The sequence below is a fragment of the Meiothermus hypogaeus genome, from assembly GCF_003574035.1.
GTDB lineage: Bacteria > Deinococcota > Deinococci > Deinococcales > Thermaceae > Meiothermus > Meiothermus hypogaeus.
The window spans coordinates 1-20,232 of sequence record NZ_QWKY01000062.1 but is presented as its reverse complement, the minus strand read 5'-3'; the positions used below and the strand labels follow the sequence as shown (position 1 = coordinate 20,232).

Below are 20,232 nucleotides of genomic sequence, written 5' to 3'. Positions count from 1 at the left end.
GTGGGGGTTGTCTCCGGGGGTGGGGCGGGCGATGTGGGCCTGGCCAATGCCCTTGGCTGTGACCTCTACATCACCGGCGAGCCTTCGCACGCCCACTACCACGAGCCCTTCGAACTGGGCCTCAACGTGATTTTTGCCGGCCACTACGATAGCGAGACCTTCGGGGTCAAGGCCCTGGCCGCCCGGCTGGAAGAGGAGTTTGGCCTGCCCTGGGTGTTTTTGGCCCACCCGACGGGGTTATGAAGATGGGTACTCTTATTGGGGAGGGTTGGTGAAGGGCCTCTTCCTTACTTTTGAAGGCCCCGAGGGTGCCGGAAAGTCTACCCAAGCGCAGCTTTTGGCTGACTGGTACAGGCGAAAAGGCCGTGAGGTTGTGCTAACTCGAGAACCGGGCGGCACCGAGTTGGGCACTGAGCTGCGCAAGTTGATTCTTACGAGACCCATGCAGCCAGAGACGGAATTCTTGCTGTATAGCGCTGACCGCGCCGAGCACGCCGTAACGGTCATACGTCCAGCCCTTGCCCGGGGGGCGGTGGTGCTTTGTGACCGCTGGCTAGACTCTTCGCTGGCTTATCAAGGGTATGGCCGGGGGCTTTCTTTGGACTGGCTCAGAGCTGTTTCTAGTGGTTTCTTAGGAGAACTAAAGCCAAACCTTACGTTCCTCTTTAAGATTTCGCCCCGGCTTGGGCTTTGGCGGGCAAAACATCGGCGGGTGTCTAACGAACCGGATCGGTTTGAAGCCGAGGAACTGGCATTTCATCAAAAGGTTTTAGATGGCTTCCTGGAGCTTGCCCGGCAAGAAAGCGATCGGTTCGTTGTTTTGGATGTAGAGAAGCCATATGCTAACGAAGTTCAAGCAAAATTGCGCCGCTACCTGGAGGAAAGAGGAATGGCTTGACCCTGATCTCATTCATCTTTGGGGCCTTGCGGTAAGGTAAAGGCGTGCTTCGCGCTTTTTTATTCCTCTGGCTTCTGCTGGGTATGGCCCTGGCCCAGCCCCAGGTGCCGGTGTGGGGCTTCAGGGTGGTGAATACCTACCCCCACGACCCCACCGCCTTTACCCAGGGGCTCATCTACCACAACGGCTTTTTATATGAAGGCACCGGCCTTTACGGCCAGTCCAGCATCCGTAAGGTGGAGCTCAAGACCGGGCGGGTGCTACAAAGCCGTTCACTGGCCCAGAAATATTTCGGGGAAGGTATTACCTTGTTTCAGAACCGCTTTTACCAACTCACCTGGCAGAACCAGGAGGGTTTCATCTACGACCTGAACTTTATTCCGGTGGGGCGCTTTACCTACCAGACCGAAGGCTGGGGCCTGACCCACGACGGGGCTCGGCTCATCATGTCGGATGGCTCCGCACAGCTCTTCTTTCTCAACCCGCGTACCCTGCGGCCCGAGCGTACCCTTACGGTACGGGCAGGGGGGCAGCCGGTGACGCGGCTCAACGAGCTCGAGTACATCCAGGGGCGCATCTGGGCCAATGTCTGGCAGACCAACCGCATTGCCATCATTAACCCCCAGAGCGGCAACGTGGAAGCCTGGCTCGACCTGACTGGCCTCGCCTTGCTGGCCCTGGCCCGCAACCCCGACCCCGACGCCGTGCTCAACGGCATCGCCTACGACAGCCAGAACCGCCGCGTTTTCGTGACCGGGAAACTCTGGCCCTTCTTGTTCGAGATTGAAGTTGTACCCAATCCATGAACCGCTTCGGACGTATTCGTGGCTACGGCCTGGGGCTGATTGCCCTGGCGGTAGCCCTGTCTACCACAGGCTATTTTTTGGCAGGCCAGATCCTCAACCGCCCAGCGCAACAACGCATGCCACTTGTACCCCGAACCGTGGTCACCATCTCGAGCGCCAGAGGTACCCTGGAACTGCCGGTCTACAAAGTCAGCAACCCCCGGCAACTCGAGGCCTTTCCCCGGCAAAACCTGAAAGCGAACCAGGGCATTCTGTATCGCTTTCCACAGGCTCGCGACGATGGCTGGACGGGCCTGGGCCTCAAAACCGCAGCGTCGGTGGCTTTTCTGGACAGCCAGGGGAAAATCCTGACCATTCTGGATGTGGAGCCCTGCCCGACACCCCCCCAGGGCAAAGGCTGCCGTAGCTACGATCCAGGGGTGGTCTACCGGCAAGTGCTCGAGGTGCCTCGGGGCTGGTTTGTCCAGAACCAGGTGGAACCTGGCGCGCTGGTCAGGGTCAGACTGCCTGAGAGTAGCCAGTAGTTGTTAAGGCGGTCTTCACAGACGTGGCCGCCCGCGAAAACGAGAATGCGTCTGCGCCCAGACGCATGTTTTCCAGTTTCCAGGCGGCTACTCCTACGGTGAGGCGAATGGTATCCGACACAGCAAAACCCCCTGTACCGACTATTCGTAGGAGCCGCTCGAACAAACTCGGGGTAGCGCAGCTTACCAGGACCGCTTTTATCTAACACAGGGACACCATTGGCTCGGTAGGATGGCTGGCAAAGGTGCCGTAGAGCTCGGCCGCATTGAGGGAGAGGATGCGCTGGGCGGCCCATTCGGCTTCCTCGTTGGTGAGGTCGCCGTTGTAGACGGCTTGCTCCAGTACCTGCGCCACAATGCGCCGTCCCCAACGAGCTGCAATCCAGAACATTTCGGGGCTGTGACGGGCGCTGGTGGAGAAGAGCACCTTTCTGATGGGAGCCAGGTGGGTAGCCTCATGCAGGGCGGTGCGCATGGCATGTACGCTTCCGGCGGGGATGGTGAGCCCCAGGTCCAGGTAAACGCCAGGGTAGCTGCTGGCCAGATAGCCTGCCTCCCGCACGTAGGGATAGCTGTGTAGCAGGACGATTTTTTGCCCATGCAGTTCAGGGGCCTCCAGCACCGTGCGCAGCCCGAGGGGATTGGCCAGGCGCATATCCAGGGTGGGATCGCCATAGCCCGTGTGAAACTGTACTACCTTGCCTGTTTCGCTGGCTACCTTGAGGGCCATCCACAGCATGGAATCCAGCAGGGGCTTGCTGGTGATGCGCGGGGTTTGACTGGAGGTCAGGCTGCGGCGCAATTCGCTGTAGGCCCGCTCGAGTTCGACCAGATTGTGCCGCCCGACATCCAGGCCGCTGCGATAGGCCACCACGCTCTTGAAGGCGGCCACCGAGGGAGCCAGCCCGCGCAGGTGGGCTTCAAAGGCCTGTAGAAGTCGGCTCGCGCTGTCGTGATGGTCCAGCAGTTTCTCCAGCTCGGCCTCGAGCTGCACAATCCGCCCTACCCCCAAGGCCAGGTGTGGGGCATAGGTCTCCGCACGCCACAGGTCTTCACTGCTCTGGCCGTCCTCAATGAGCAGGTGCGAGATGTTGGCCTCGGCAAAGAGCCAGCGGGCCAGTTCGGGGTAGTTGTGCCGCCGACGAGTCTCCTCGAGGGCCTCCAGGCTGGGTTCGCAGCCAAAAAACTCGGCCAGGTCGCGCAGGCTGCGGCGAAAAAAAAGGCTGTCCCGCACAAAGGGGAGCATCTCGGGGCTTGGGTTCTGGGTGAAGTAGTGCTCGAGCGGTTCGGCCCGCCAGCGTTCCTCTTTGAACAACGAATACGCGTGGTGATCGTAAATGGGAATGCTGGTTAGGTGCATGCGCTCCCCCCAATTGCAGACGTCAGGCAGGTTTACTATCAAAGACCCGCACTGCTCAAACGGCCGACGCTTGCTTGCATTTTATCGTATACCGTTGAAACCGGGCAATCTGGGTTAGAAGGGGAATCCATCCCCGCAGACGGAGCCAGCCATAAAGCAGGGGGTCATTCCAGATGGCTGACCCTTCGCCTATAGTCGGTAAAGCCTGGCCTCGAGCCCCTTTTTGACCTGAGGCCACTCGTCGTCAATGATGGAGTAAACCGCCGTGTTGCGGATGACGCCGTTGGGATAAATCTGGTCTTTGCGCAGGATACCCTCGAAGGTGGCCCCCAGCTTTTCGATGGCTTTGCAACTGCGGCTGTTGCGGGCATCGGCCCGAAACTGTACCCGGATGACCTTGAGTTTCTCGAAGGCATGGCAAAGGAGCAGATATTTGCTTTCGATATTGGTATAACCCCCTTGAAAAGGGGTGAAAATCCAGGTGGTGGTTTCCAGCGAGCGGTACTCAGGGTTGACCCGCACATAGCCGGTACGCCCCGCCATCTGGCCGCTGGCCTTGTCGAAGATGGCCCAATTGACCCGGTCTTTGGCCGAAAGCAGCGACCGGACGTAGTTTTGCATGGCCTCCAGGGTGGCTTCCCGGGGGGCATTGCTCATGTACTGCACCATCTCCGCGTCGAAGTGCTCGAGCAGGGCGGGGGCGTGCTCCAGGCTCAGGGGCTCAAGTTTAATAAAACGGCCCTCCAGTATAACGCTCTCGTGCCACATATAACCCAAAACTATCATCTTTGTGGTCTAAACTGGGTAGCAAATGATTCGAGTCGGCATCCTCACCATATCCGACCGCGAAGCCCGTGGCGAGGTCGAAGACCGCACCTACGCGGTGCTGCGCGAAACCCTGGCCTTTGGCCCCTACGAAATTACCAACTATGAGATTATCCCCGACGAGCCCGCCCAGATCAAGCGCATGTTGCGCTTGTGGACAGACCGCGACGGACTGGATCTGATCCTGACCAACGGCAGCATCCGCCTGAGCAACCGCGACCACGCGCCTGAGGCCACCCGCGACATGCTGGAAAAAGAAGCCCCGGGCATTGCCGAGCTGATTCGTATGGAAGCCTACAAGAAAAACCCCCTGGCCGCCCTTTCCAGAGGGGTAGCCGGTGTGCGGGGCAAAACCCTGATCGTTAACCTGCCGGGTGGCCCCCAGGGGTGCAAGGATTCCCTCGAGATCATCCTGCCCCTGATTCCTGAAGCTGTCCAGCGCATCACCGGTCGTCCGGTGGCACAGCTGGCCAATACCCTCTCCTTCGACTGAACTTTTCAAAAAACCACCCACTCCCCGCAAGGGGGTTTTTTTAAGGTCCTATCGCTCCTTAGCAGGCTCTAAAAGACCGATCGGTATAGCTGCCTAAAGGAGGGTAGGGAGATTCGTAACGCTCTACGGTTTGAAAACAGCGTCAGGACTGCGCCAAAAGTGATAGGCTTCCCCTTGATTGCCTATGCATTTTGAAGAAATGCTCACCCTGCTTGTACACAAAGGCGCTTCGGATATCCACCTGCACGCCGGAATGCCGGTGCTGGCCCGGATCGGGGGCGAACTCAAGACCGTGAGCCAGAGCGCCATCACCCCGGAGTTCACCACCAGCCTGGTCGAGAAGCTGTGCACACCCCAACAACAAGCCCGCCTGCGAACCTTTCGCCAGGTGGATGTGGCTTATAGCCTGCCGGGTCTGACCCGGCTACGGGTGAACCTCTTTTACCAGCGGGGTTCCATCAGTGCGGTGATGCATACCCTGAGCAGCGAGGACAAAGACCTCAGCAAGGTGAGCCTGGATGCAGAGTACCTCGAGTTCTTCCGCGACCAGCGCCGGGGCCTGGTGCTGGTCACGGGGCCCATAGGTGCCGGCAAATCCACTACCCTGGCCCGTCTGGTAGACGAGATTAATACCCACCATACCCGCGTCATCGTTACCGTCGAAGACCCCATCGAATACCTGCACCGCCCCAAGCGCTCGGCGGTCATCCAGCGCGAAATTGGTTCCGATGCAGTTTCCTACGAAAAAGCCCTGCTGGCTGCCATGCGCCAGAATGCCGATGTGATTGTGATAGGCGAGATCCGCGACCCGGCCACTGCCTCGGCGGTGCTCAATGCGGTCTATACCGGCCACCTGGTGCTCTCGACCTTTGTTTCCAGCGACAGCAGCAGCGTGCTGAACCGGATGCTCGAGCTCTTCAGCCAGGGAGAACGCAACATCAACCGGGTGCTGCTGGCCGAAAGCCTCCTGGGCATCATCCACCAACGCCTGGTACCCACCACCGATGGCGAGCGGGTGCCCGTGACCGAGGTCATCACCATGACCCCCCGGATCCGCGAGGCCCTCAAGCAGCCCAGCCAGACCGACCGCCTGCGCGAGGTTTTGCGCGAACAGGGCCTGGAAGGCTATCAGAGCTTCGACGAAAACCTGCTCTCCCTGTACAACAAGGGCCGGGTGGACTACCAGACGGCCCGCCTGTATGCTCAGAACCCCACCCAGTTCGAACTCGCCATCCTGCGCCAGTCCGATAATCAGGGCTTTGGGGACTGGGCCGACGAATAATTTCGGAAATACGGGGGGCTTTGCCCACCTTTGGTCCCGAACCAGCGAACCGCAGCCATGTACGGTATCTGCTCTAGACGATAAAGTACAGACATGACGCCACACATCTCCGCTCCGTCCGGTGCCATTGCCGAAGCCATCCTGCTGCCGGGAGACCCCTTGCGGGCCAAGTACATTGCCGAGAACTTTCTGGAAAATCCAGTGCTCTATAACCAGGTACGCAATATGTTTGGCTATACCGGAACCTACAAGGGAAAACGGGTTAGCGTACAGGGCACCGGAATGGGCATCCCCTCGGCCAGCATCTACATCCACGAGCTCATTCAGTTTTATGGTTGCAAGACCCTCATTCGGGTAGGCACGGCGGGGGCCATTACGGAGCACCTCAGACTTCGGGATCTGGTTATAGCCCAGGCAGCCAGCACCGATTCCTCCATCAACAACCTGCGCTTTGCCGGTCAGAACTATGCCCCCATTGCCGACTTTGAGCTCATGCGGCGAGCCCATGACCATGCAAAAGCCAGGGGGATGCCGGTGCGGGTGGGCAATGTGCTTTCGACCGACACCTTCTATCACGACCAGCCCGACGCCTACAAAATCTGGGCGCAGTTTGGGGTGCTAGCGGTGGAAATGGAGGCCGCAGGGCTTTACACCCTGGCGGCCAAGTTTGCGGTGCAAGCTTTGTGTATCCTGACCATCAGCGACCATCTGATTACCCGTGAGAAAACAACGCCACAAGAAAGACAGGAGACCTTCAATCAGATGGTCGAGGTGGCCCTCGAGACCATCTGATTTTTGCCAGAATATTCCCAACCTGTATAATCAAACCCCATGCCTGCGTTTTTATGCGCATCAGGCATTCCCGGAGGCAGCCTGTGGTTGAAGCAATAAAGCCAGTTCACAGCCTGAAAGGTCGCGATTTTCTCTCTAATCTCGACCTTTCGCCGGCTGAATATCGTGCGGTGCTCGATACGGCCCATGCCATGAAGCGAGGGGCGTTCAAGGGGTTGCGGCCCCTCGAGGGCCAGACCTTAGCCATGATCTTCGAAAAGCCCAGCCTGCGCACCCGCACCACCTTCGAGGTGGCCATGAACCAGCTGGGGGGCCACGCGGTCAACCTGACCAACGCCGAAATTGGCCTGGGTACCCGCGAGCCGGTGCGTGACATTGCCCTGAACCTGGAGCGCTGGGTGGAGGGCATCATGGCCCGGGTCTACCTGCACTCCACCCTCGAGGAGCTAGCCCATTACGCTTCCAAGCCGGTCATAAACGGCCTTTCCGACCTGCTGCACCCCGTGCAACTGCTGGCTGACTACCAGACCATCGAGGAAACCTTCCCGGATACCCGGGGGCTCAAAATAGCCTATATTGGCGATGGCAACAACATGGCCAACGCCCATATCCAGTGTGCGGTGCTGTCGGGCGCAAAGCTCACCATCGCCACCCCGCGCGGCTACGAGCCCAACGCGGTCATCTACATGGAGGCTTTGAAGCTGGGGGCCGATATTACCCTTACCCATGATCCCCGCGCCGCTGCCGAGGGCGCCCAGGTGCTCTATACCGACGTCTGGGTCTCGATGGGCCAGGAGGCCGAGGCCAGCCAGAAGCGTAAAATCAAAGACTTCGCCGGTTTTCAGGTGAACCCGGCCATGCTCGACCTGATTGACCCCGACGGTATCTTCTTGCACTGCCTGCCCGCTCACTACGGCGAGGAGGTGGTGGAGGAGGCTACCCTGCACAAGAAATCGCGCGTCTTCGACCAGGCCGAAAACCGCCTGCACGCGCAGAAAGCGCTGCTCTATCATCTGCTAAGCTAGGCACGTGGGGCTCTTTGAACCCGTTCGCAAGCAGGTCGGTTAGCCGCGCAAAGGATCGCCCCTGACGGTGGTTTTTCGCCTGAGAACCATGCTCCTGGAACTGGGTGTAAACCCCGATGAGCCCCCCTGCCTTCGAAAGTCGGTTGGCCCTTCGGTAAGGGCGGGGTTGACGGTTGACCTGGAACCTGAGGCATACATCAAGTTGAACATTCCACATAGCTGATAGCTGACTTTTAGCGGGGAAGAACATGAAAAAACCCACCGTGTTTATTGATGGCGAAGCGGGCACCACCGGCCTCCAGATTCGGGCGCGCTTGCAGCACCGCAGCGATATCGAACTGGTTTCCATTGACCCTGCTAAGCGCAAGGATGAAGACGAGCGCAAGCGCTTGTTGAATGCGGTGGATGTGGCCATCCTCTGCCTGCACGACGACCTGGCCAAAGCCGCGGTGGGGATGCTGGAAAACCCCGAGACCCGCATTTTGGACGCAAGCTCGGCCCACCGGGTGACCGAGGGCTGGGTGTATGGGTTTCCGGAGCTAACCCCTGCGCAACCCGAACATATTCGCCGGGCTCGCCTGGTTTCCAACCCCGGCTGCTATCCCACCGGCGTGATTGCCCTATTGCGGCCCCTGGTGGACGCCGGTCTTTTGCCCGCAGGTTTGGCGGCTTCGGTGAACGCCGTCTCGGGCTACTCTGGTGGGGGGAGGCAACTGATAGAGGCCATGGAGGGCCGGGGCGAGCACCGCCTGGCTGGCGACTACCGGGCTTATGGCCTCGAGCTCACCCACAAACACATCCCCGAGATGACCCTCTACTCGCGCCTCGAGCATCCCCCCATCTTCACACCGGCAGTGGGGCGCTTCCGGCAGGGCATGCTGGACTTTATCCCCATCCACCTTTGGGCCCTGCCCCAAAAAGTCAGCGGGGCCGAGCTGCATGAGGCCCTGGTTGAGCGCTACCGCGGTCAGCGCTTTGTGCGGGTGATGCCTTTGGAGACCTACGGGGCCCACCACCCGGTACTGGACCCCCAGGCCCTCAACGGTACCAATATGCTCGAGCTCTTCGTCTTCGAGAACCCCGCGCGTGAGCAGGCCCTCCTGGTAGCCCGCTTCGACAACCTGGGCAAGGGCGCTTCGGGGGCCGCGGTGCAGAACCTCGACCTGATGCTGGGCCTGGAGGGCCCCTACACCTACGAGTATTTTGGAGATTGACGATGCAGACCGTTACGCTGTACCTCGACTACCTGTGCCCCTTCGCCTGGCGGGGCCTTGAGCTGATTCATGTGGTGGCCCCCCAACTGGGCCTGGAGCTGGAGCTGCGGCACTACAGCCTGGAGCAGGGCAACCACCCGGAAAACCAGGGTCTGCTGCAGAGCGCCCCGGTCTGGAAGCTGGCCGAGCAGCCCCTGGAGGGGCCCAAATCCCTGCGGGCCTTTCTGGCCTCGCATGCGGCCCGTCAACAGGGGAAGGCGGCCCACCTGCGCTTTGCCCTCGAGCTGTTTCGGCTGCGCCACCAGGACCGGCGGCCACTGGGCGACGACCAAACCTTTGTGGAGGCCGTAGCCCGGGCCGGCCTGGACCTGGAGCGCTTCATGGCCGACCTGGAAGACGAGGAAAACCGGCGGCTCGAGCTCGCCCGCGACCTGGAGCAGGCCGGGGAACTGGGGGTATTCGGCACGCCCACATTTGTGCTGCCTTCGGGCGACGCAGCTTATTTTCGCTTTAGCGAACTCACCACCGAGCCCGAGCTGGCCGTACCCCTGTGGGAGCTTTTTACCGCTGTGCTGCACAACGGGGCCCACATCGAGACCATCAAGCGGCCCCGCAAATAGCTTTCGCGGTCTGCTCAATATTTTACTGCAGGAATTAGTAGCAAAAACCGAGCTGGGCACTTTTTTTTGCGCTAATTTCGGATTCAAAATGCTCTGTTGTAAGGTCTGCCGGAGCCGGATGTGCCAGCGCTTTCGTGCGCGTTGCGCGTTATACCGGATTCAAAAAGACAGTTTACAAAATCAAAAACCCCATAGGTTGTCTTTTTGAATCCTGGAGCACACCCCTCCCGAACGGTCGGCGAAGAAAGCGTCTCCCTTATCCAGGGGCGGTATCGTCCTCCGCTACGCGGATAACTTCGGCCCTGTTGATTCGTTACCATTCGGTAACGAATCAACCGAATCTGGTATTACCTGAATGATAAGAAACCCGCCTGTTGTATTCCGGCCAGACCATCCTCATAACCTGAACCGAGTGAAGGCGCAAGTCCCGCCTGTTCCCGATATGACCCTACCCGAAGCGTTCTGCTGAGTGCGAGCAAAGGTTTATCCACTGCAACTACCTGGACTGGCAGTGCTTAGGGCGGGGCCACAAAAATAAGAACAAACCAAGCGGATTTCTTATGAGATGAACCGGCGGTTACCGCTGAGCCTGGGGTGGTGGCGGAGGTCGTGGTATTAAGTATCTCCACGATAGCTTTGTGACATCCGTACTCACCAGGAGATTGGGCCACTGCGCCTCGAGCAGCACCCCAACACTCTCCGCGTTGTTGTCTCGCGCATCTTCCGGATGTGGCGCAACATAGACCTCACGGGATTTCGCTTCATCCAAACCAGCGCCCACTTTCAAACCCGGCCGGGTCGACCCTCTCGGAGCGTGGCGAATAGAGCTATGCCGTGGAGACACGAAGCCAGATGATCCTGAGAGTGGTCTCGATTAGCGGCTTCTTCTGTGTATCAATGCTCAAACGCAGGGTTCGTGCTCATGGTTGGTGCGGGGGCTACCTGATCCTGGTGGACTGTGGGTTTGATGGACGGGGCTAGGGCTGCCTGGCCCGATACTGCCGTTTTGGCGCGGAGGGAATTTGAGGGCGACGAACTGTGGGGCCAGGCTAAGCGGGTAGCCCGGGTGAGGCTAGAAGACCAGGCAGCAGAGCAGCAGGAATTAGAATATCTTCAAAAGATATTAACCAGGCTCTAAGCCCTAAAGGCAATATCCAGGAAGAATTAGATAATAAATATCATGTATACACGAGCAAAAGTTACGAGCTATCTTGTTTTCACCCAGTCGCAGCGTTTGCCGCGTTTTATTCGAATCAGCACGATGGGATTGCTGGCTGCTGGGTTTATGCTTGGTATAACTGCATGCAAAGCCCCAAACCCTGAAGCGCCTCCAATAGCCCCCGAGCCCCTGACCGAGCCTGCCGATCCCAGGCTTTCCCCTATAACCCCCTTCAGTCGCTTGCTACCTGCAGGCACCAACTCCATCACCTTTAGTGTCACTACCCAGGAACCCGCGCTGGTTCGCGCCGATACCAGCGATAAACCCTTTGCTGAAATGAGCCTTTCCGCCAGCTACAGCGATGGCCTTACCCATCGCTTCACGGTGGCGCTACAACCCGACCAACCCTACCGCTTTTTCGTGAAGGCGGCTCCTCGAAGTAATCCGACCCAGCCTTATGCGCTAACCCGTCAGGTAAACTACCGGGTGTTACAGCCCTACAACCCTCCCTATCCGCGACTATTTACGTTATGGTGGCCCAGATGGGGCAACTGGAGTGAACTGACGGTCGAAAAGCTCTTGAAACTCAGTGTGTTTATTCTGAATATCCATCCGGGTGAGGGCAGGGTGCCTTTCGACACCAGGGTGCTGACCGAGGCCCGTAAGCGCAATCCCCACCTCAAGCTGCTCACCCAGTACTTCAGCACCTACGGTTGTACCCAGAGCATGTGTGCCGCCCTCGAAGCTGCCGATAATGATCCCAGCGATCCCCAACTCTACCGTAAGGTCTTCGTGCGAACCGCCAGCGGTAAAATCGCCTATGCCTTTGGTGATAATGCGGTCTTCAACCTGACGAATCCGGCCACCGTAGACTTGCTGGTGCAGCTGCACTACCGGGTCTGGCGTGAAGATTTGCTGCTGTTTGATGGGGCTTTCATGGATAGCACCTGGCGCGGCTTCAGCTATGTATACGGGCCCTACATGCCGGATAAAGACCTGCTCGATCTCGACCTCGATGGGCGGGCGGATCCCGTGCAAGAACGCGACCGGGCCTTTGAGATGGGCCGCATTGAGTTTCTGCAAAAGCTGCGCGCGGTTATGCCCAATGCTATATTGACGGCCAATTCCGTTGCTGGTTACCCGGACCGCTTTCATCTCAACGGAAACACCGGCCCCTTGCACGACCGCCAGGGTAAGGCTTATTCCTACCTCGAGAGCATAGATGGCATGGAATATGAAAACGACCTCGAGGCCCTCAGCCAGGGCGAGTATTGGCTCAGCTTTGAAGAGTTCGTGCAGCGCTACCGGGCCTGGTGTCGGGATACCGGCTGCTTTACGCTGGTGCCCAATAAAATTGTTGCCGACGATTCACCTAATCCTGATAAAGCTTACCAGACCCTGCAGGCTATGCGCTTTGGATTGGCTGCTGCGCTAATGTCTGGGGGTAGCTTCCTGCACGGGGGCTGGAAATACTATACCTACTTCGATGAATATGACATCAATTTGGGTTATCCAAGGACGGCCGGAGCACCCATTGCCTCCGGCTCGCCGGTGTGGCGACGAGATTTTGACAACGGCATCGCCTTGCTCAACTCGAGCAAAACCCAAACCATCACCGTAGACTTAGGCGGTACCTTCAAAGCCCTTCAAGGCACCCAGGATCCTGGCGTGAATAATGGGGCTACCGTGACCAGAATAACGATTCCACCACTGGACGGAAGGATTTTGCTCAAGTAGTCTCAAAGTAGATACCATCGGTCAGCGCCATGACCAAGGCGATCTCGAGGGGTTTGCGCGTGTTTGTGAATCCAACAGAGTCTGCGAACAGAAAATGTAATCCTGGGCCAGATGGCCCGGCATGAGAAGGTCTGTAGGAAGTTCGCGACCACTTAGAGCGCCCTTCACATATTTAAAGCCTTTCAGTTTGAGAAAGCTTTGTCCAGGACAGAACCTTGGCCGCCTGGAAACTCGAGGACATGCGTCTGAGCCCGGACGCACTCTTGTTTTCGTGGGCGGTCATGTTTGTGAAGGGCGCGGTATACCGGATGCAAAAGGACAGCTTAAAAAAACCAAAAACCCCAGAGGTTGTCTTTTTGCATCCATGAGCACACCCCTCCCTATCGGTTGGCAAAAAAAGCGTCTCCCTTATCCAGGGGCGGTATCGTCCTCCGCTACGCGGATCACCTTGGCCGGTCAGCCGGATCTGGTGTAAGTGATAGCAGAGTTCTTTCCGGGAATACCCTATTTTCTCAGGACGCGAAAGGCGAAATTGCGCCCGAGTGTGCGGGTCAGGCCCACCCACGTGCGGGCCAGCAACTCCAGGGCCGCTGCGCTCGAGAGTGGCCCCGCGTCTATCGCTTCAAAGCCCAGTTCCTCGCTAAGTTGCATCACAATTCGCTTGGCCTGGAGGTCATCTCCTGCTACCAGCATGCTGGGTTTTTCAATGAACTGTGGCCCATCCATGTGCTCGTAGCCCAGGGTGTTGAAAGCTTTGACTACCTTTGCGCCAGGAATCAGCGCAGCCAGGTCTTCGGCGGCACTTTTCTCGAAATTGCCGAAGCGGTTGGTCGCATCAAGGAGAATTTTGCCCTCCAAACCTCTTAGGCCGCTCAGGACATCGGGCAGTGCATTCCAGGGAATGGCCACAACCAGCAGATCGCTGGCATCTACCGTCTCCTGAAGGGTCTGTACCCTTGCAGCAGGCACTTGGCTCAACAGTTCTTGCTTGCTTCCCAGAGGGTCACGGCTGGCAAACACCACGGTATGGCCCCGTCTTGCAAGACCCTTGCCAATAGCTCCCCCTACTTTGCCTGAGCCCAAAATGCCCACGTTCATACCGTGCAGCTTATCCTTGCTACAAACCGATAATCAAGTACATACTTTTTGGTGCGTGTGGTATAACCGGCCTAATGGTTGCCAATACCGTTGATGTACTCAACGACCGCTGTCCCTCCCGTCAGGTGATCGCCCTGATTGCCGATAAGTGGAGCATCCTGGTGCTCTATGCCCTCAGCCGCGAGGGAACCCTGCGCTACGGGCAACTCCAGCGTACCGTGCGGGGCATCTCGCAAAAGATGCTGACCCAGACTCTGCGCGAATTGGAGCGCAACGGCCTGGTGAGCCGCATGGTGTACGAGGTAGTGCCGCCTCAAGTGGAATATGAACTCACCGATCTTGGCAAGAGCCTTCGGCGTGTACTCTCGGAGCTGTGTGGTTGGGCGCAGGGCAATTTGGAGCAGGTGGCTCGAGCCCGGGAGCTATACGACCTCGAGAAAGGAAACCCCACATGAGCAACCCCGAACTCCGCAGCCAACTGGTAAACCTGCTCACCCTCCGGCAAGCCCACGCCGACTTCGAGGACGCGGTAGCAGATTTTCCCGAGGAGCACATCAACACCCGGCCTCCCGGATGCCCCTACACCTTCTGGCACCTGGTTGAGCACCTGCGCCTGGCCCAGAAGGACATTCTGGACTACATCGCTTCCGATCAATACCGCTGGCCCCACTTTCCCGACGACTACTGGCCCCATGCCCAGGCCACAACCGACATTGCAGGCTGGAATGCGAGTGTCCGGCAGTTCATGGCCGACCGGCAAGAGCTGGTTGAAATCGTGCAGAATTTGGCTGTGGACCTGTTTGCACCGCTGCCCAACAGCGGCCAGCATCGGCACAACATTCTGCGCGAAATTCACATTGTTGCCGCCCACAACGCCTACCATACCGGCGAGCTGATCGTGCTGCGGCGGGTGATGGGCACCTGGCGTTCTTAAGGGTGAACCGTGGCTTTTGTATCTACTCGAGCCCGCTCACCAGCCGCGCTATGGCAAACGCTACCCCTGCTGCCAGGCCACCAACCAGGGCCGTCTGCCAGGCACCTTTGAACATACTGATGCCGGTAAAGCGAGCCTTGACCGCCCCAAACACCGCCAGCGCCGCCAGGGTTACTGCCACGCTCCACAAGAGCGCAGAGGACATTGGAAGCCGCAGCGCATATGGCACCAGCGGAATGGCTCCCCCCACAATGTACGCGCCGCCTATGGTGAGCGCACTGCTCAAGGCCCTTTTGGGATTGGGTTTTTCCAGGCCCAGTTCCTCTTTCATCATGAAATCCACCCAGGCCTGGGGTTTGGCCGTGACGGCCCGGGTGGCTTGTTCCAGGGGCTCACCTTCCAGCCCGTATCTTCTGAACACTGCTCGCACTTCCTCGGTTTCGCGCTCGGGCAGCTCTCGCACTTCGCGCCACTCGCGCTCGAGCTCGGCTTTGTAGTGGTCTGACTCACTGCGGGCTGCCAGAAAACCGCCCAACCCCATGGCAATGGAGCCCGCGGCTACCTCGGCGATGCCGGCAATCAAGACCACAAAACTATTATCCACTGCGCCCGATAGCCCGGCCGCCAGCGCAAACGGCACCGTGAGCCCGTCGGACATGCCGATCACCACATCCCGGATGGTCTCGGAGCCGGTGAAGTGTTGTTCGATATGGGTTCGGGCATACATAAAGCACCTCCTGCCTCAAGGGTATCACTCCAGGGGCGGGAAAAAGACCTTCTTATCGCGCCCTTCACAGACGTTGCCGCCCATCCGGGCGGCAACTGTTCTGTCTGGGACAAAGGACTTCTAATACCAGATTCGGTTAGTTCGTCACCTTTTGGTGACGAACTAACCCGACCGAAGTTATCCGCGTAGCGGAGGGCGATACCGCCCCTTGGAAGGGTGAGGCTTTTTTCGCCGACCGTCAGGGAGGGGTGTGCTCTAGGATTCAAAAAGACAGCCTCTGGTGTTTTTGGTTTTTTAAACTGTCTTTTTGAATCCGGTATAACCCTGGGAGGCCCGATCTTTGTGAAGAGCGCTCTAAGCAGTATCCGGACGAAAAGAACCACCCCAGGAGAGCTGGGGTGGTTGCAGCCAAGGCGTTTTACTGCACAGTCTGGCCGTTGAGGGTTACGGTGAACTGGCCACAAGCGCTGAACTCGATGCGCAGGGTTGATTTTTCGCTTGCCGGATTGGTATAGACATACTCCTTGGCCCCACTGTCGAAATTCATCAGCCGACCCAAAGGATTCTGACAAGCCGAACGATTCCAGTGCAGAGTAGGGTCGGTGTACCAGATCAGGTTGCGGGTAATGCTGTTTCTGCTCCAAGTAGCGCTGCCGGGGTTGGCCTTGTCCACGGTGATGGTGCCGGCATTCCAGGGGTTGCTATCGCCGTCGTTGTCGGGAGCGTAGGTCTTGCTAACATTGAAGACCAGCGAACCGGTGTAGGTGTTGTTTAAGGCCGTCTTGGTTACGTTGTGGGTGTAGTTCTTGCTGATCTTGAACAGGGTGGCATCTTGCTTATCCATCGAGTAGCTGCCATTCAGGGTGCGTTCTACCGAAAGGTTGCTGCTACTCACCCGCGACCGGAAGCTGTTGAAGGTGACGCTGTAGCCGCTGTAGGGCTGGTTATCGTTGGTGTCCTGGAGGCGGATGGAGCCATTCAGGCTGTAGCTGGTTCCGCTGGGGCTGGTGTAGCTGCAATCGTAGGTAGTGGTGGCATCGGCCGGTACGCCGTCATCGTCGGCATCGGCCGGTGGGGAAGGGGTGGTGCTCAGGGTACAGTTCCCACTACCGGATGGCGGCAGGTATAGCACCCCTACCGCGCGCAAAATCAGGTTAATACGACGGGGTAGGCCCCAGTTCTGGGCATGGGAATCCAGGCTATCCACCCCACTCTGGGTGCTCAAGGCGCCGGTGCTGGCATCCCCCAACAATGCGCCGGTGAGTTGCAGGTCGCCCTGGGCTGCTTCGGAGAGGGCCTGGGCATCGGCCTGGGTCAGGGAGTCCTGGGTTTGGGGCTGGGTTCCGCAGGCGGCAAGCACGCTCACCAGGGCGAGTCCGGCCAAGTTGCGCAGGATAGGGTTCATAGTTTTACCTCCTGCTTCAGAGAATGCTCCGTCAAGCTGAAGGGGATGCGGGGTGAATGCTTAACTGAAGCTGAAGGAAAGGCTACATGGGGGGCTGCTTGAGGAAAATGTGGGATGATGGGGTACTCGAGATTCTAAAGTACCCCTAAGCTAATCAACCAAGGTGATCCGATGGCGACCCAACCTAAAAAGAAAAAGAAAACTGCATCCAGGTACGGTGCTCAACCCAAGCCCTCGCCCATGCCCTGGTTCTGGGGAGGGGTGGGTGTCTTGGGGGTGTTGCTTGGGGGGTTTTTTTGGTGGCAGGGGCAACAGTCGGCAGCTGGTTTTGACGCGCTGGTTGACCAGGGCAAGCCGGGTTTACAGGCTCGAGTGGTCACACATACCGATGCCGGGCGGGGCCATATCAATATAGGCTCACCAGTGCAGTATGCCACCGACCCTCCTACCTCCGGGGTGCACTGGCCCAACTGGACAAACCCTGGTTTTTACGAACGTCCTGAACCCAAGGAAAAGCTGGTGCATGCATTGGAGCACGGTAATGTGGTGATCTACTACGACCAACCCCCTACCGAGGCCTTGAACCAGGTTCGCAGCTGGCAGCGCCTATTTACCGGCCAGTGGGATGGGCTGGTGGTGGTACCCAGACAAGGGCTGGGTCAGGCCCTCGAGCTCACTGCCTGGAACAGGCTGTTGCGCTTGGAGACTTGGGATGCCGCGTTGGCGGCGGCTTTTATAGATGCCTACCGGGGACGGGGGCCGGAGAACCCAGTTCGCTAGGAAGGATAACCTGGAGGTGCTGGGGTGGCTCGTGTGCTGCTGGTCGATGATGACCCGGTGATCCGCGAGGTATTAGGTGTTTACCTACGCCAGGAAGGCTACGAGGTGGTAGAGGCCCTAGACGGGCTAGAAGCACTGGCGAAGATCCCCCAGGCCAGCCTGGTGGTGCTCGACCTGATGCTACCCCGGCTCTCGGGCTGGGAGGTGGCCCGCGAACTCCGGCGCGACTACCCCGAGCTGCCCGTTTTGATGCTTACCGCCAAGGGGGAAGAGGAAGAGCGCATCCGAGGGCTTGACCTGGGTGCCGACGACTACGTGGTCAAGCCCTTCAGCCCGCGCGAGGTGGTAGCTCGAGTGCGGGCTTTGCTGCGCCGCAGCGGGCTGAAGGCCGAACTGGCCTTCGGCGAGCTGGTGATCCGACCCCGCGAGCGTGAAGCCTACCTGGCCGGAGAACCCCTGGCGCTCTCGAAGCTCGAGTTCGACCTACTCCTGACCCTAGCCCAGCACCCCGGGTTGGTGTGGAGCCGCGAGCGCCTCCTGGAGCGGGTCTGGGGTACCGACTTCCCCGGGGTGGATCGGGTAGTGGATGTGCATATCGCCGGGCTGCGCAAAAAGCTGGGCGAGGACGGCGACAACCCCCGCTACATCGAGACGGTGCGCGGGGTGGGCTACCGCTTCGGGGAGGAGTGATGTTCACACGGCTATTCCTGACCCACCTGCTGGCGGCCTTGGTGGCGGTGGTGGCGCTGCTGGGCTTCGCGGAGTGGCTGGCCCCGCGCTTTTACCAAAAGCACATCGAGCAAATGGCGGCAGCCATCGGGCCACAAGGCCCCGACCTCCACGCCGACCTCGAGCAGGGCCTGCGCTCGACCCTCACCGCCGCCTGGCTGGCCTCGCTGCCGCTGGCCGGGTTGCTGGCGGCGGGCACGGCCTGGGTGGTCTCGAGGCAGGTTAGCCGGAGCGTGCGGCTGCTGGCCCGCGGCAGCCGGGAGATCGCCCAGGGGCATTACCGCAACCGCCTGAAGGTTCAGGGGCGCGACGAGCTGGCCTGGCTGGCCCAGGATTTTAACTGCATGGCCGAGGCACTGGAGAAAGTCGAACACAGCCGCATCGAACTCATCGGCTCGGTGGCACACGAGCTGCGCACCCCCCTGGCCGGGCTGCAGGGCTACGCCGAGGCCCTGGCCGACGGGGTACTACCGCCCGAGCAGGCCGCCGGGCGCATTAGCCACGAGGTGCGGGCCATGCGCCGCCTGGTCGAGGATCTCTCGCTGGTCTCGAAGGTGGAAGCTGGTGCGGTAGAGATCCGCCCCCAGCCTCTCGATCCCGCCGAGGCCCTCAGGCAGGCCGCGGAGCGCTTCGAGCTGGTCTTTGCCGAGCAGGGAGTGGCCTTGCGCCTGGACGTGCCCCCACGACTGCCCCCGGTATGGGCCGACCTCGAGCGCCTGCAACAGGTGCTCTCCAACCTGCTCGCCAACGCCCTGCGCCACACCCCGTCCGGCGGGGAGGTGGTGCTCAAGGCCGAGCCGGCACCGAGCGGGGTGTGCTTCAGCGTGCGCGACACCGGCCCGGGCATACCCCCTGAGCACCAGGCGCGGGTCTTTGAGCGCTTCTACCGGGTGGATTCAGCCCGCAGCCGGCAGGACGGCGGAAGCGGGGTAGGCCTGACCATCGCCAAGGGCCTGGTCGAGGCTATGGGGGGAACGATGGGCCTGAGGAGCGAAGCCGGGCGCGGCAGCACCTTCTGGTTTACGCTGCCCCAGCCCCCTCACCCTGAGGCCCCTTAGAGCGTTATAAAGGGCTCGAGCCGCCCCTTGACCAGAGCCAACACCCGGTAGGGCTGGGTCTTGGGGCCGGGCATCCCCGGCGTTCCTAGGGGCATGCCTGGCAGGGCGATCCCGTCGATCCTAGGCCGCTCACGCAAGAGCTTTTGCAAGGCTTCGAGCGGGACGTGCCCCTCAACGGTGTAGCCTGCGAGGCGCAGGGTGTGGCAGCTCTGGGCATGGGGCGGAATCCCGTAGCGGCGCTTGATGGGGCTGAGATCGTCCTGCAACACCACCTGCACCAGGGCGCCCTGCGCCTGCAGGAACTTCACGTACTCCCCGCAACAGTCGCAGGTAGGTGACTTGTAGAGGGTGGCCTCGAGCCCCTTCAGAGCCCGCCCCTGCTGCGCCAGGACACCGCTGGCCAGACCCAGGGCGAGGCTGCCGAGCAGCTTCAGCGCTCGTCTTCGGTTGGGTTGATGGATCATAAGCTTCCTCATGGATCAGAAGCTACCGCAGGCGTGTTAAGCGTTGGTAAACCAGCCCCTCTTTACACGGGCTTAACACCTCGGGCTCAGGCTAAAGCCAGGAGGCGTTATGCACCGACGCGAACTGTTGAGGTACGGAGCGTACGGAGCCCTGGGCCTGGCGGGCAGCTACACCCTCTCGAGGCTCCCCGCCTTTGCCCAAAGCCCCTTTCCCCAGCCCCGCACGCTCGAGGTGCGCCGGGCCGAGGGCGTGGTCGAGGCGCAGATTGCTGCTCGACAAAGCAATCTCACTATGGGCGGCA

At 59.7% G+C, this 20,232-nt stretch carries 22 protein-coding genes and 1 pseudogene; 17 read left to right on the top strand and 6 right to left on the bottom strand.

The genetic code is table 11. The features are described from left to right. From Mhypo_RS13565 to Mhypo_RS13550, 4 genes are all read left to right on the top strand, one after another. Positions 1-243: Nif3-like dinuclear metal center hexameric protein (locus Mhypo_RS13565; RefSeq protein WP_240637257.1), on the top strand; the 243-nt coding region annotated here is incomplete at its 5' end. Between the two features lie 28 nt (positions 244-271). Further along, a complete protein-coding gene (tmk, locus tag Mhypo_RS13560; RefSeq protein WP_119341828.1) occupies positions 272-898 on the top strand; it encodes a dTMP kinase in 627 nt (208 codons plus the stop codon). Between the two features lie 44 nt (positions 899-942). Beyond that, the gene (locus Mhypo_RS13555) at positions 943-1,704 is read left to right on the top strand and encodes a glutaminyl-peptide cyclotransferase (RefSeq protein WP_119341827.1); all 762 of its coding nucleotides are present in this window, start codon (positions 943-945) and stop codon (positions 1,702-1,704) included. After that, complete coding sequence (locus tag Mhypo_RS13550) at positions 1,701-2,228, top strand: DUF192 domain-containing protein (protein ID WP_119341826.1); 528 nt, start codon at positions 1,701-1,703, stop codon at positions 2,226-2,228. Before Mhypo_RS13555 ends, Mhypo_RS13550 begins: the two co-directional genes overlap by 4 nt. Before the next feature lie 202 nt (positions 2,229-2,430). On the opposite strand, the gene Mhypo_RS13545 is transcribed toward Mhypo_RS13550, so the two are convergent. Together Mhypo_RS13545 and Mhypo_RS13540 are read right to left on the bottom strand one after the other, a co-directional pair. Further along, positions 2,431-3,588 carry an amidohydrolase family protein gene (locus Mhypo_RS13545; RefSeq protein ID WP_119341825.1) on the bottom strand — a complete coding sequence of 386 codons (1,158 nt, stop codon included), beginning with the start codon at positions 3,586-3,588 and terminating at the stop codon, positions 2,431-2,433. A gap of 189 nt (positions 3,589-3,777) precedes the next feature. Further along, positions 3,778-4,356: a GNAT family N-acetyltransferase gene (locus Mhypo_RS13540; RefSeq protein ID WP_170148306.1), complete on the bottom strand. Its 579-nt coding sequence runs from the start codon at positions 4,354-4,356 to the stop codon at positions 3,778-3,780. A 43-nt stretch (positions 4,357-4,399) separates the two neighbouring features. Here Mhypo_RS13540 and Mhypo_RS13535 point away from each other — a divergent pair, with 43 nt between their 5' ends. From Mhypo_RS13535 to Mhypo_RS13505, 7 genes are all read left to right on the top strand, one after another. Beyond that, positions 4,400-4,906: a MogA/MoaB family molybdenum cofactor biosynthesis protein gene (locus tag Mhypo_RS13535; protein ID WP_119341823.1), complete on the top strand. Its 507-nt coding sequence runs from the start codon at positions 4,400-4,402 to the stop codon at positions 4,904-4,906. A 199-nt stretch (positions 4,907-5,105) separates the two neighbouring features. Next, positions 5,106-6,188 (top strand): type IV pilus twitching motility protein PilT, encoded by a 1,083-nt coding sequence (locus Mhypo_RS13530; protein ID WP_170148305.1) that lies wholly within the window; start codon positions 5,106-5,108, stop codon positions 6,186-6,188. Between the two features lie 93 nt (positions 6,189-6,281). After that, positions 6,282-6,980, top strand: a complete 699-nt coding sequence (gene deoD, locus Mhypo_RS13525) for a purine-nucleoside phosphorylase (protein ID WP_119341821.1) — start codon at positions 6,282-6,284, stop codon at positions 6,978-6,980. Between the two features lie 83 nt (positions 6,981-7,063). After that, positions 7,064-8,005: an ornithine carbamoyltransferase gene (gene argF / locus Mhypo_RS13520; protein ID WP_119341820.1), complete on the top strand. Its 942-nt coding sequence runs from the start codon at positions 7,064-7,066 to the stop codon at positions 8,003-8,005. Positions 8,006-8,253: 248 nt separating this feature from the next. Then, positions 8,254-9,219, top strand: coding sequence for an N-acetyl-gamma-glutamyl-phosphate reductase (argC, locus tag Mhypo_RS13515; protein WP_119341819.1), 966 nt, complete (start codon positions 8,254-8,256; stop codon positions 9,217-9,219). 2 nt (positions 9,220-9,221) lie between these two features. Continuing rightward, positions 9,222-9,839 carry a DsbA family oxidoreductase gene (locus Mhypo_RS13510; protein WP_119341818.1) on the top strand — a complete coding sequence of 206 codons (618 nt, stop codon included), beginning with the start codon at positions 9,222-9,224 and terminating at the stop codon, positions 9,837-9,839. 1,495 nt (positions 9,840-11,334) lie between these two features. Next, on the top strand, positions 11,335-12,735 hold the full coding sequence (locus Mhypo_RS13505) for an alpha-amylase family protein (protein ID WP_170148304.1): 1,401 nt from the start codon (positions 11,335-11,337) through the stop codon (positions 12,733-12,735). A gap of 504 nt (positions 12,736-13,239) precedes the next feature. On the opposite strand, the gene Mhypo_RS13500 is transcribed toward Mhypo_RS13505, so the two are convergent. Beyond that, complete coding sequence (locus Mhypo_RS13500) at positions 13,240-13,842, bottom strand: NADPH-dependent F420 reductase (protein ID WP_276309756.1); 603 nt, start codon at positions 13,840-13,842, stop codon at positions 13,240-13,242. Positions 13,843-13,907: 65 nt separating this feature from the next. Here Mhypo_RS13500 and Mhypo_RS13495 point away from each other — a divergent pair, with 65 nt between their 5' ends. After that, on the top strand, positions 13,908-14,288 hold the full coding sequence (locus Mhypo_RS13495; RefSeq protein WP_119341815.1) for a winged helix-turn-helix transcriptional regulator: 381 nt from the start codon (positions 13,908-13,910) through the stop codon (positions 14,286-14,288). Beyond that, positions 14,285-14,767: a DinB family protein gene (locus Mhypo_RS13490; protein WP_119341814.1), complete on the top strand. Its 483-nt coding sequence runs from the start codon at positions 14,285-14,287 to the stop codon at positions 14,765-14,767. The genes Mhypo_RS13495 and Mhypo_RS13490 overlap by 4 nt, the downstream gene beginning before the upstream one ends. Positions 14,768-14,789: 22 nt before the next feature. Here the strand turns inward: Mhypo_RS13490 and Mhypo_RS13485 are convergent, their stop codons facing one another. Further along, a complete protein-coding gene (locus tag Mhypo_RS13485) occupies positions 14,790-15,494 on the bottom strand; it encodes a VIT1/CCC1 transporter family protein (RefSeq protein ID WP_119341813.1) in 705 nt (234 codons plus the stop codon). Positions 15,495-15,912: 418 nt separating this feature from the next. Continuing rightward, a complete protein-coding gene (locus tag Mhypo_RS13480) occupies positions 15,913-16,899 on the bottom strand; it encodes a hypothetical protein (RefSeq protein WP_119341812.1) in 987 nt (328 codons plus the stop codon). A gap of 240 nt (positions 16,900-17,139) precedes the next feature. On the opposite strand from Mhypo_RS13480, the gene Mhypo_RS13475 reads away from it, so the two are divergent. The 3 genes from Mhypo_RS13475 to Mhypo_RS13465 are packed head-to-tail and all read left to right on the top strand — an operon-like array spanning position 17,140 to position 19,466. Continuing rightward, the gene (locus tag Mhypo_RS13475) at positions 17,140-17,679 is read left to right on the top strand and encodes a DUF3105 domain-containing protein (RefSeq protein ID WP_240637256.1); all 540 of its coding nucleotides are present in this window, start codon (positions 17,140-17,142) and stop codon (positions 17,677-17,679) included. A gap of 24 nt (positions 17,680-17,703) precedes the next feature. Next, on the top strand, positions 17,704-18,369 hold the full coding sequence (locus Mhypo_RS13470; RefSeq protein ID WP_119341810.1) for a response regulator transcription factor: 666 nt from the start codon (positions 17,704-17,706) through the stop codon (positions 18,367-18,369). Then, entirely contained in the window at positions 18,369-19,466 is a 1,098-nt protein-coding gene (locus Mhypo_RS13465) for a sensor histidine kinase (protein ID WP_119341809.1), read from the top strand. Before Mhypo_RS13470 ends, Mhypo_RS13465 begins: the two co-directional genes overlap by 1 nt. Here the strand turns inward: Mhypo_RS13465 and Mhypo_RS13460 are convergent. Continuing rightward, positions 19,463-19,930 carry a DUF411 domain-containing protein gene (locus Mhypo_RS13460; protein ID WP_119341808.1) on the bottom strand — a complete coding sequence of 156 codons (468 nt, stop codon included), beginning with the start codon at positions 19,928-19,930 and terminating at the stop codon, positions 19,463-19,465. The two genes, Mhypo_RS13465 and Mhypo_RS13460, sit on opposite strands and share 4 nt — an antisense overlap. Positions 19,931-20,039: 109 nt before the next feature. Between Mhypo_RS13460 and Mhypo_RS13455 the strand changes: the two are divergent. Then, positions 20,040-20,232: pseudogene (locus Mhypo_RS13455) on the top strand (multicopper oxidase family protein); the annotation flags it as partial.

Coding starts and splice junctions, on each gene's coding strand:
- Mhypo_RS13545 (WP_119341825.1), bottom strand. CDS start 3,588: ATGCACCTAACCAGCATTCCCATTTACGATCACCACGCGTATTCGTTG.
- Mhypo_RS13495 (WP_119341815.1), top strand. CDS start 13,908: ATGGTTGCCAATACCGTTGATGTACTCAACGACCGCTGTCCCTCCCGT.
- Mhypo_RS13485 (WP_119341813.1), bottom strand. CDS start 15,494: ATGTATGCCCGAACCCATATCGAACAACACTTCACCGGCTCCGAGACC.
- Mhypo_RS13510 (WP_119341818.1), top strand. CDS start 9,222: ATGCAGACCGTTACGCTGTACCTCGACTACCTGTGCCCCTTCGCCTGG.
- Mhypo_RS13530 (WP_170148305.1), top strand. CDS start 5,106: ATGCTCACCCTGCTTGTACACAAAGGCGCTTCGGATATCCACCTGCAC.
- Mhypo_RS13475 (WP_240637256.1), top strand. CDS start 17,140: ATGCCCTGGTTCTGGGGAGGGGTGGGTGTCTTGGGGGTGTTGCTTGGG.
- Mhypo_RS13480 (WP_119341812.1), bottom strand. CDS start 16,899: ATGAACCCTATCCTGCGCAACTTGGCCGGACTCGCCCTGGTGAGCGTG.
- Mhypo_RS13505 (WP_170148304.1), top strand. CDS start 11,335: ATGAGCCTTTCCGCCAGCTACAGCGATGGCCTTACCCATCGCTTCACG.
- Mhypo_RS13540 (WP_170148306.1), bottom strand. CDS start 4,356: ATGTGGCACGAGAGCGTTATACTGGAGGGCCGTTTTATTAAACTTGAG.
- deoD (WP_119341821.1), top strand. CDS start 6,282: ATGACGCCACACATCTCCGCTCCGTCCGGTGCCATTGCCGAAGCCATC.
- Mhypo_RS13535 (WP_119341823.1), top strand. CDS start 4,400: ATGATTCGAGTCGGCATCCTCACCATATCCGACCGCGAAGCCCGTGGC.
- Mhypo_RS13465 (WP_119341809.1), top strand. CDS start 18,369: ATGTTCACACGGCTATTCCTGACCCACCTGCTGGCGGCCTTGGTGGCG.
- Mhypo_RS13460 (WP_119341808.1), bottom strand. CDS start 19,930: ATGATCCATCAACCCAACCGAAGACGAGCGCTGAAGCTGCTCGGCAGC.
- Mhypo_RS13490 (WP_119341814.1), top strand. CDS start 14,285: ATGAGCAACCCCGAACTCCGCAGCCAACTGGTAAACCTGCTCACCCTC.
- argC (WP_119341819.1), top strand. CDS start 8,254: ATGAAAAAACCCACCGTGTTTATTGATGGCGAAGCGGGCACCACCGGC.
- Mhypo_RS13550 (WP_119341826.1), top strand. CDS start 1,701: ATGAACCGCTTCGGACGTATTCGTGGCTACGGCCTGGGGCTGATTGCC.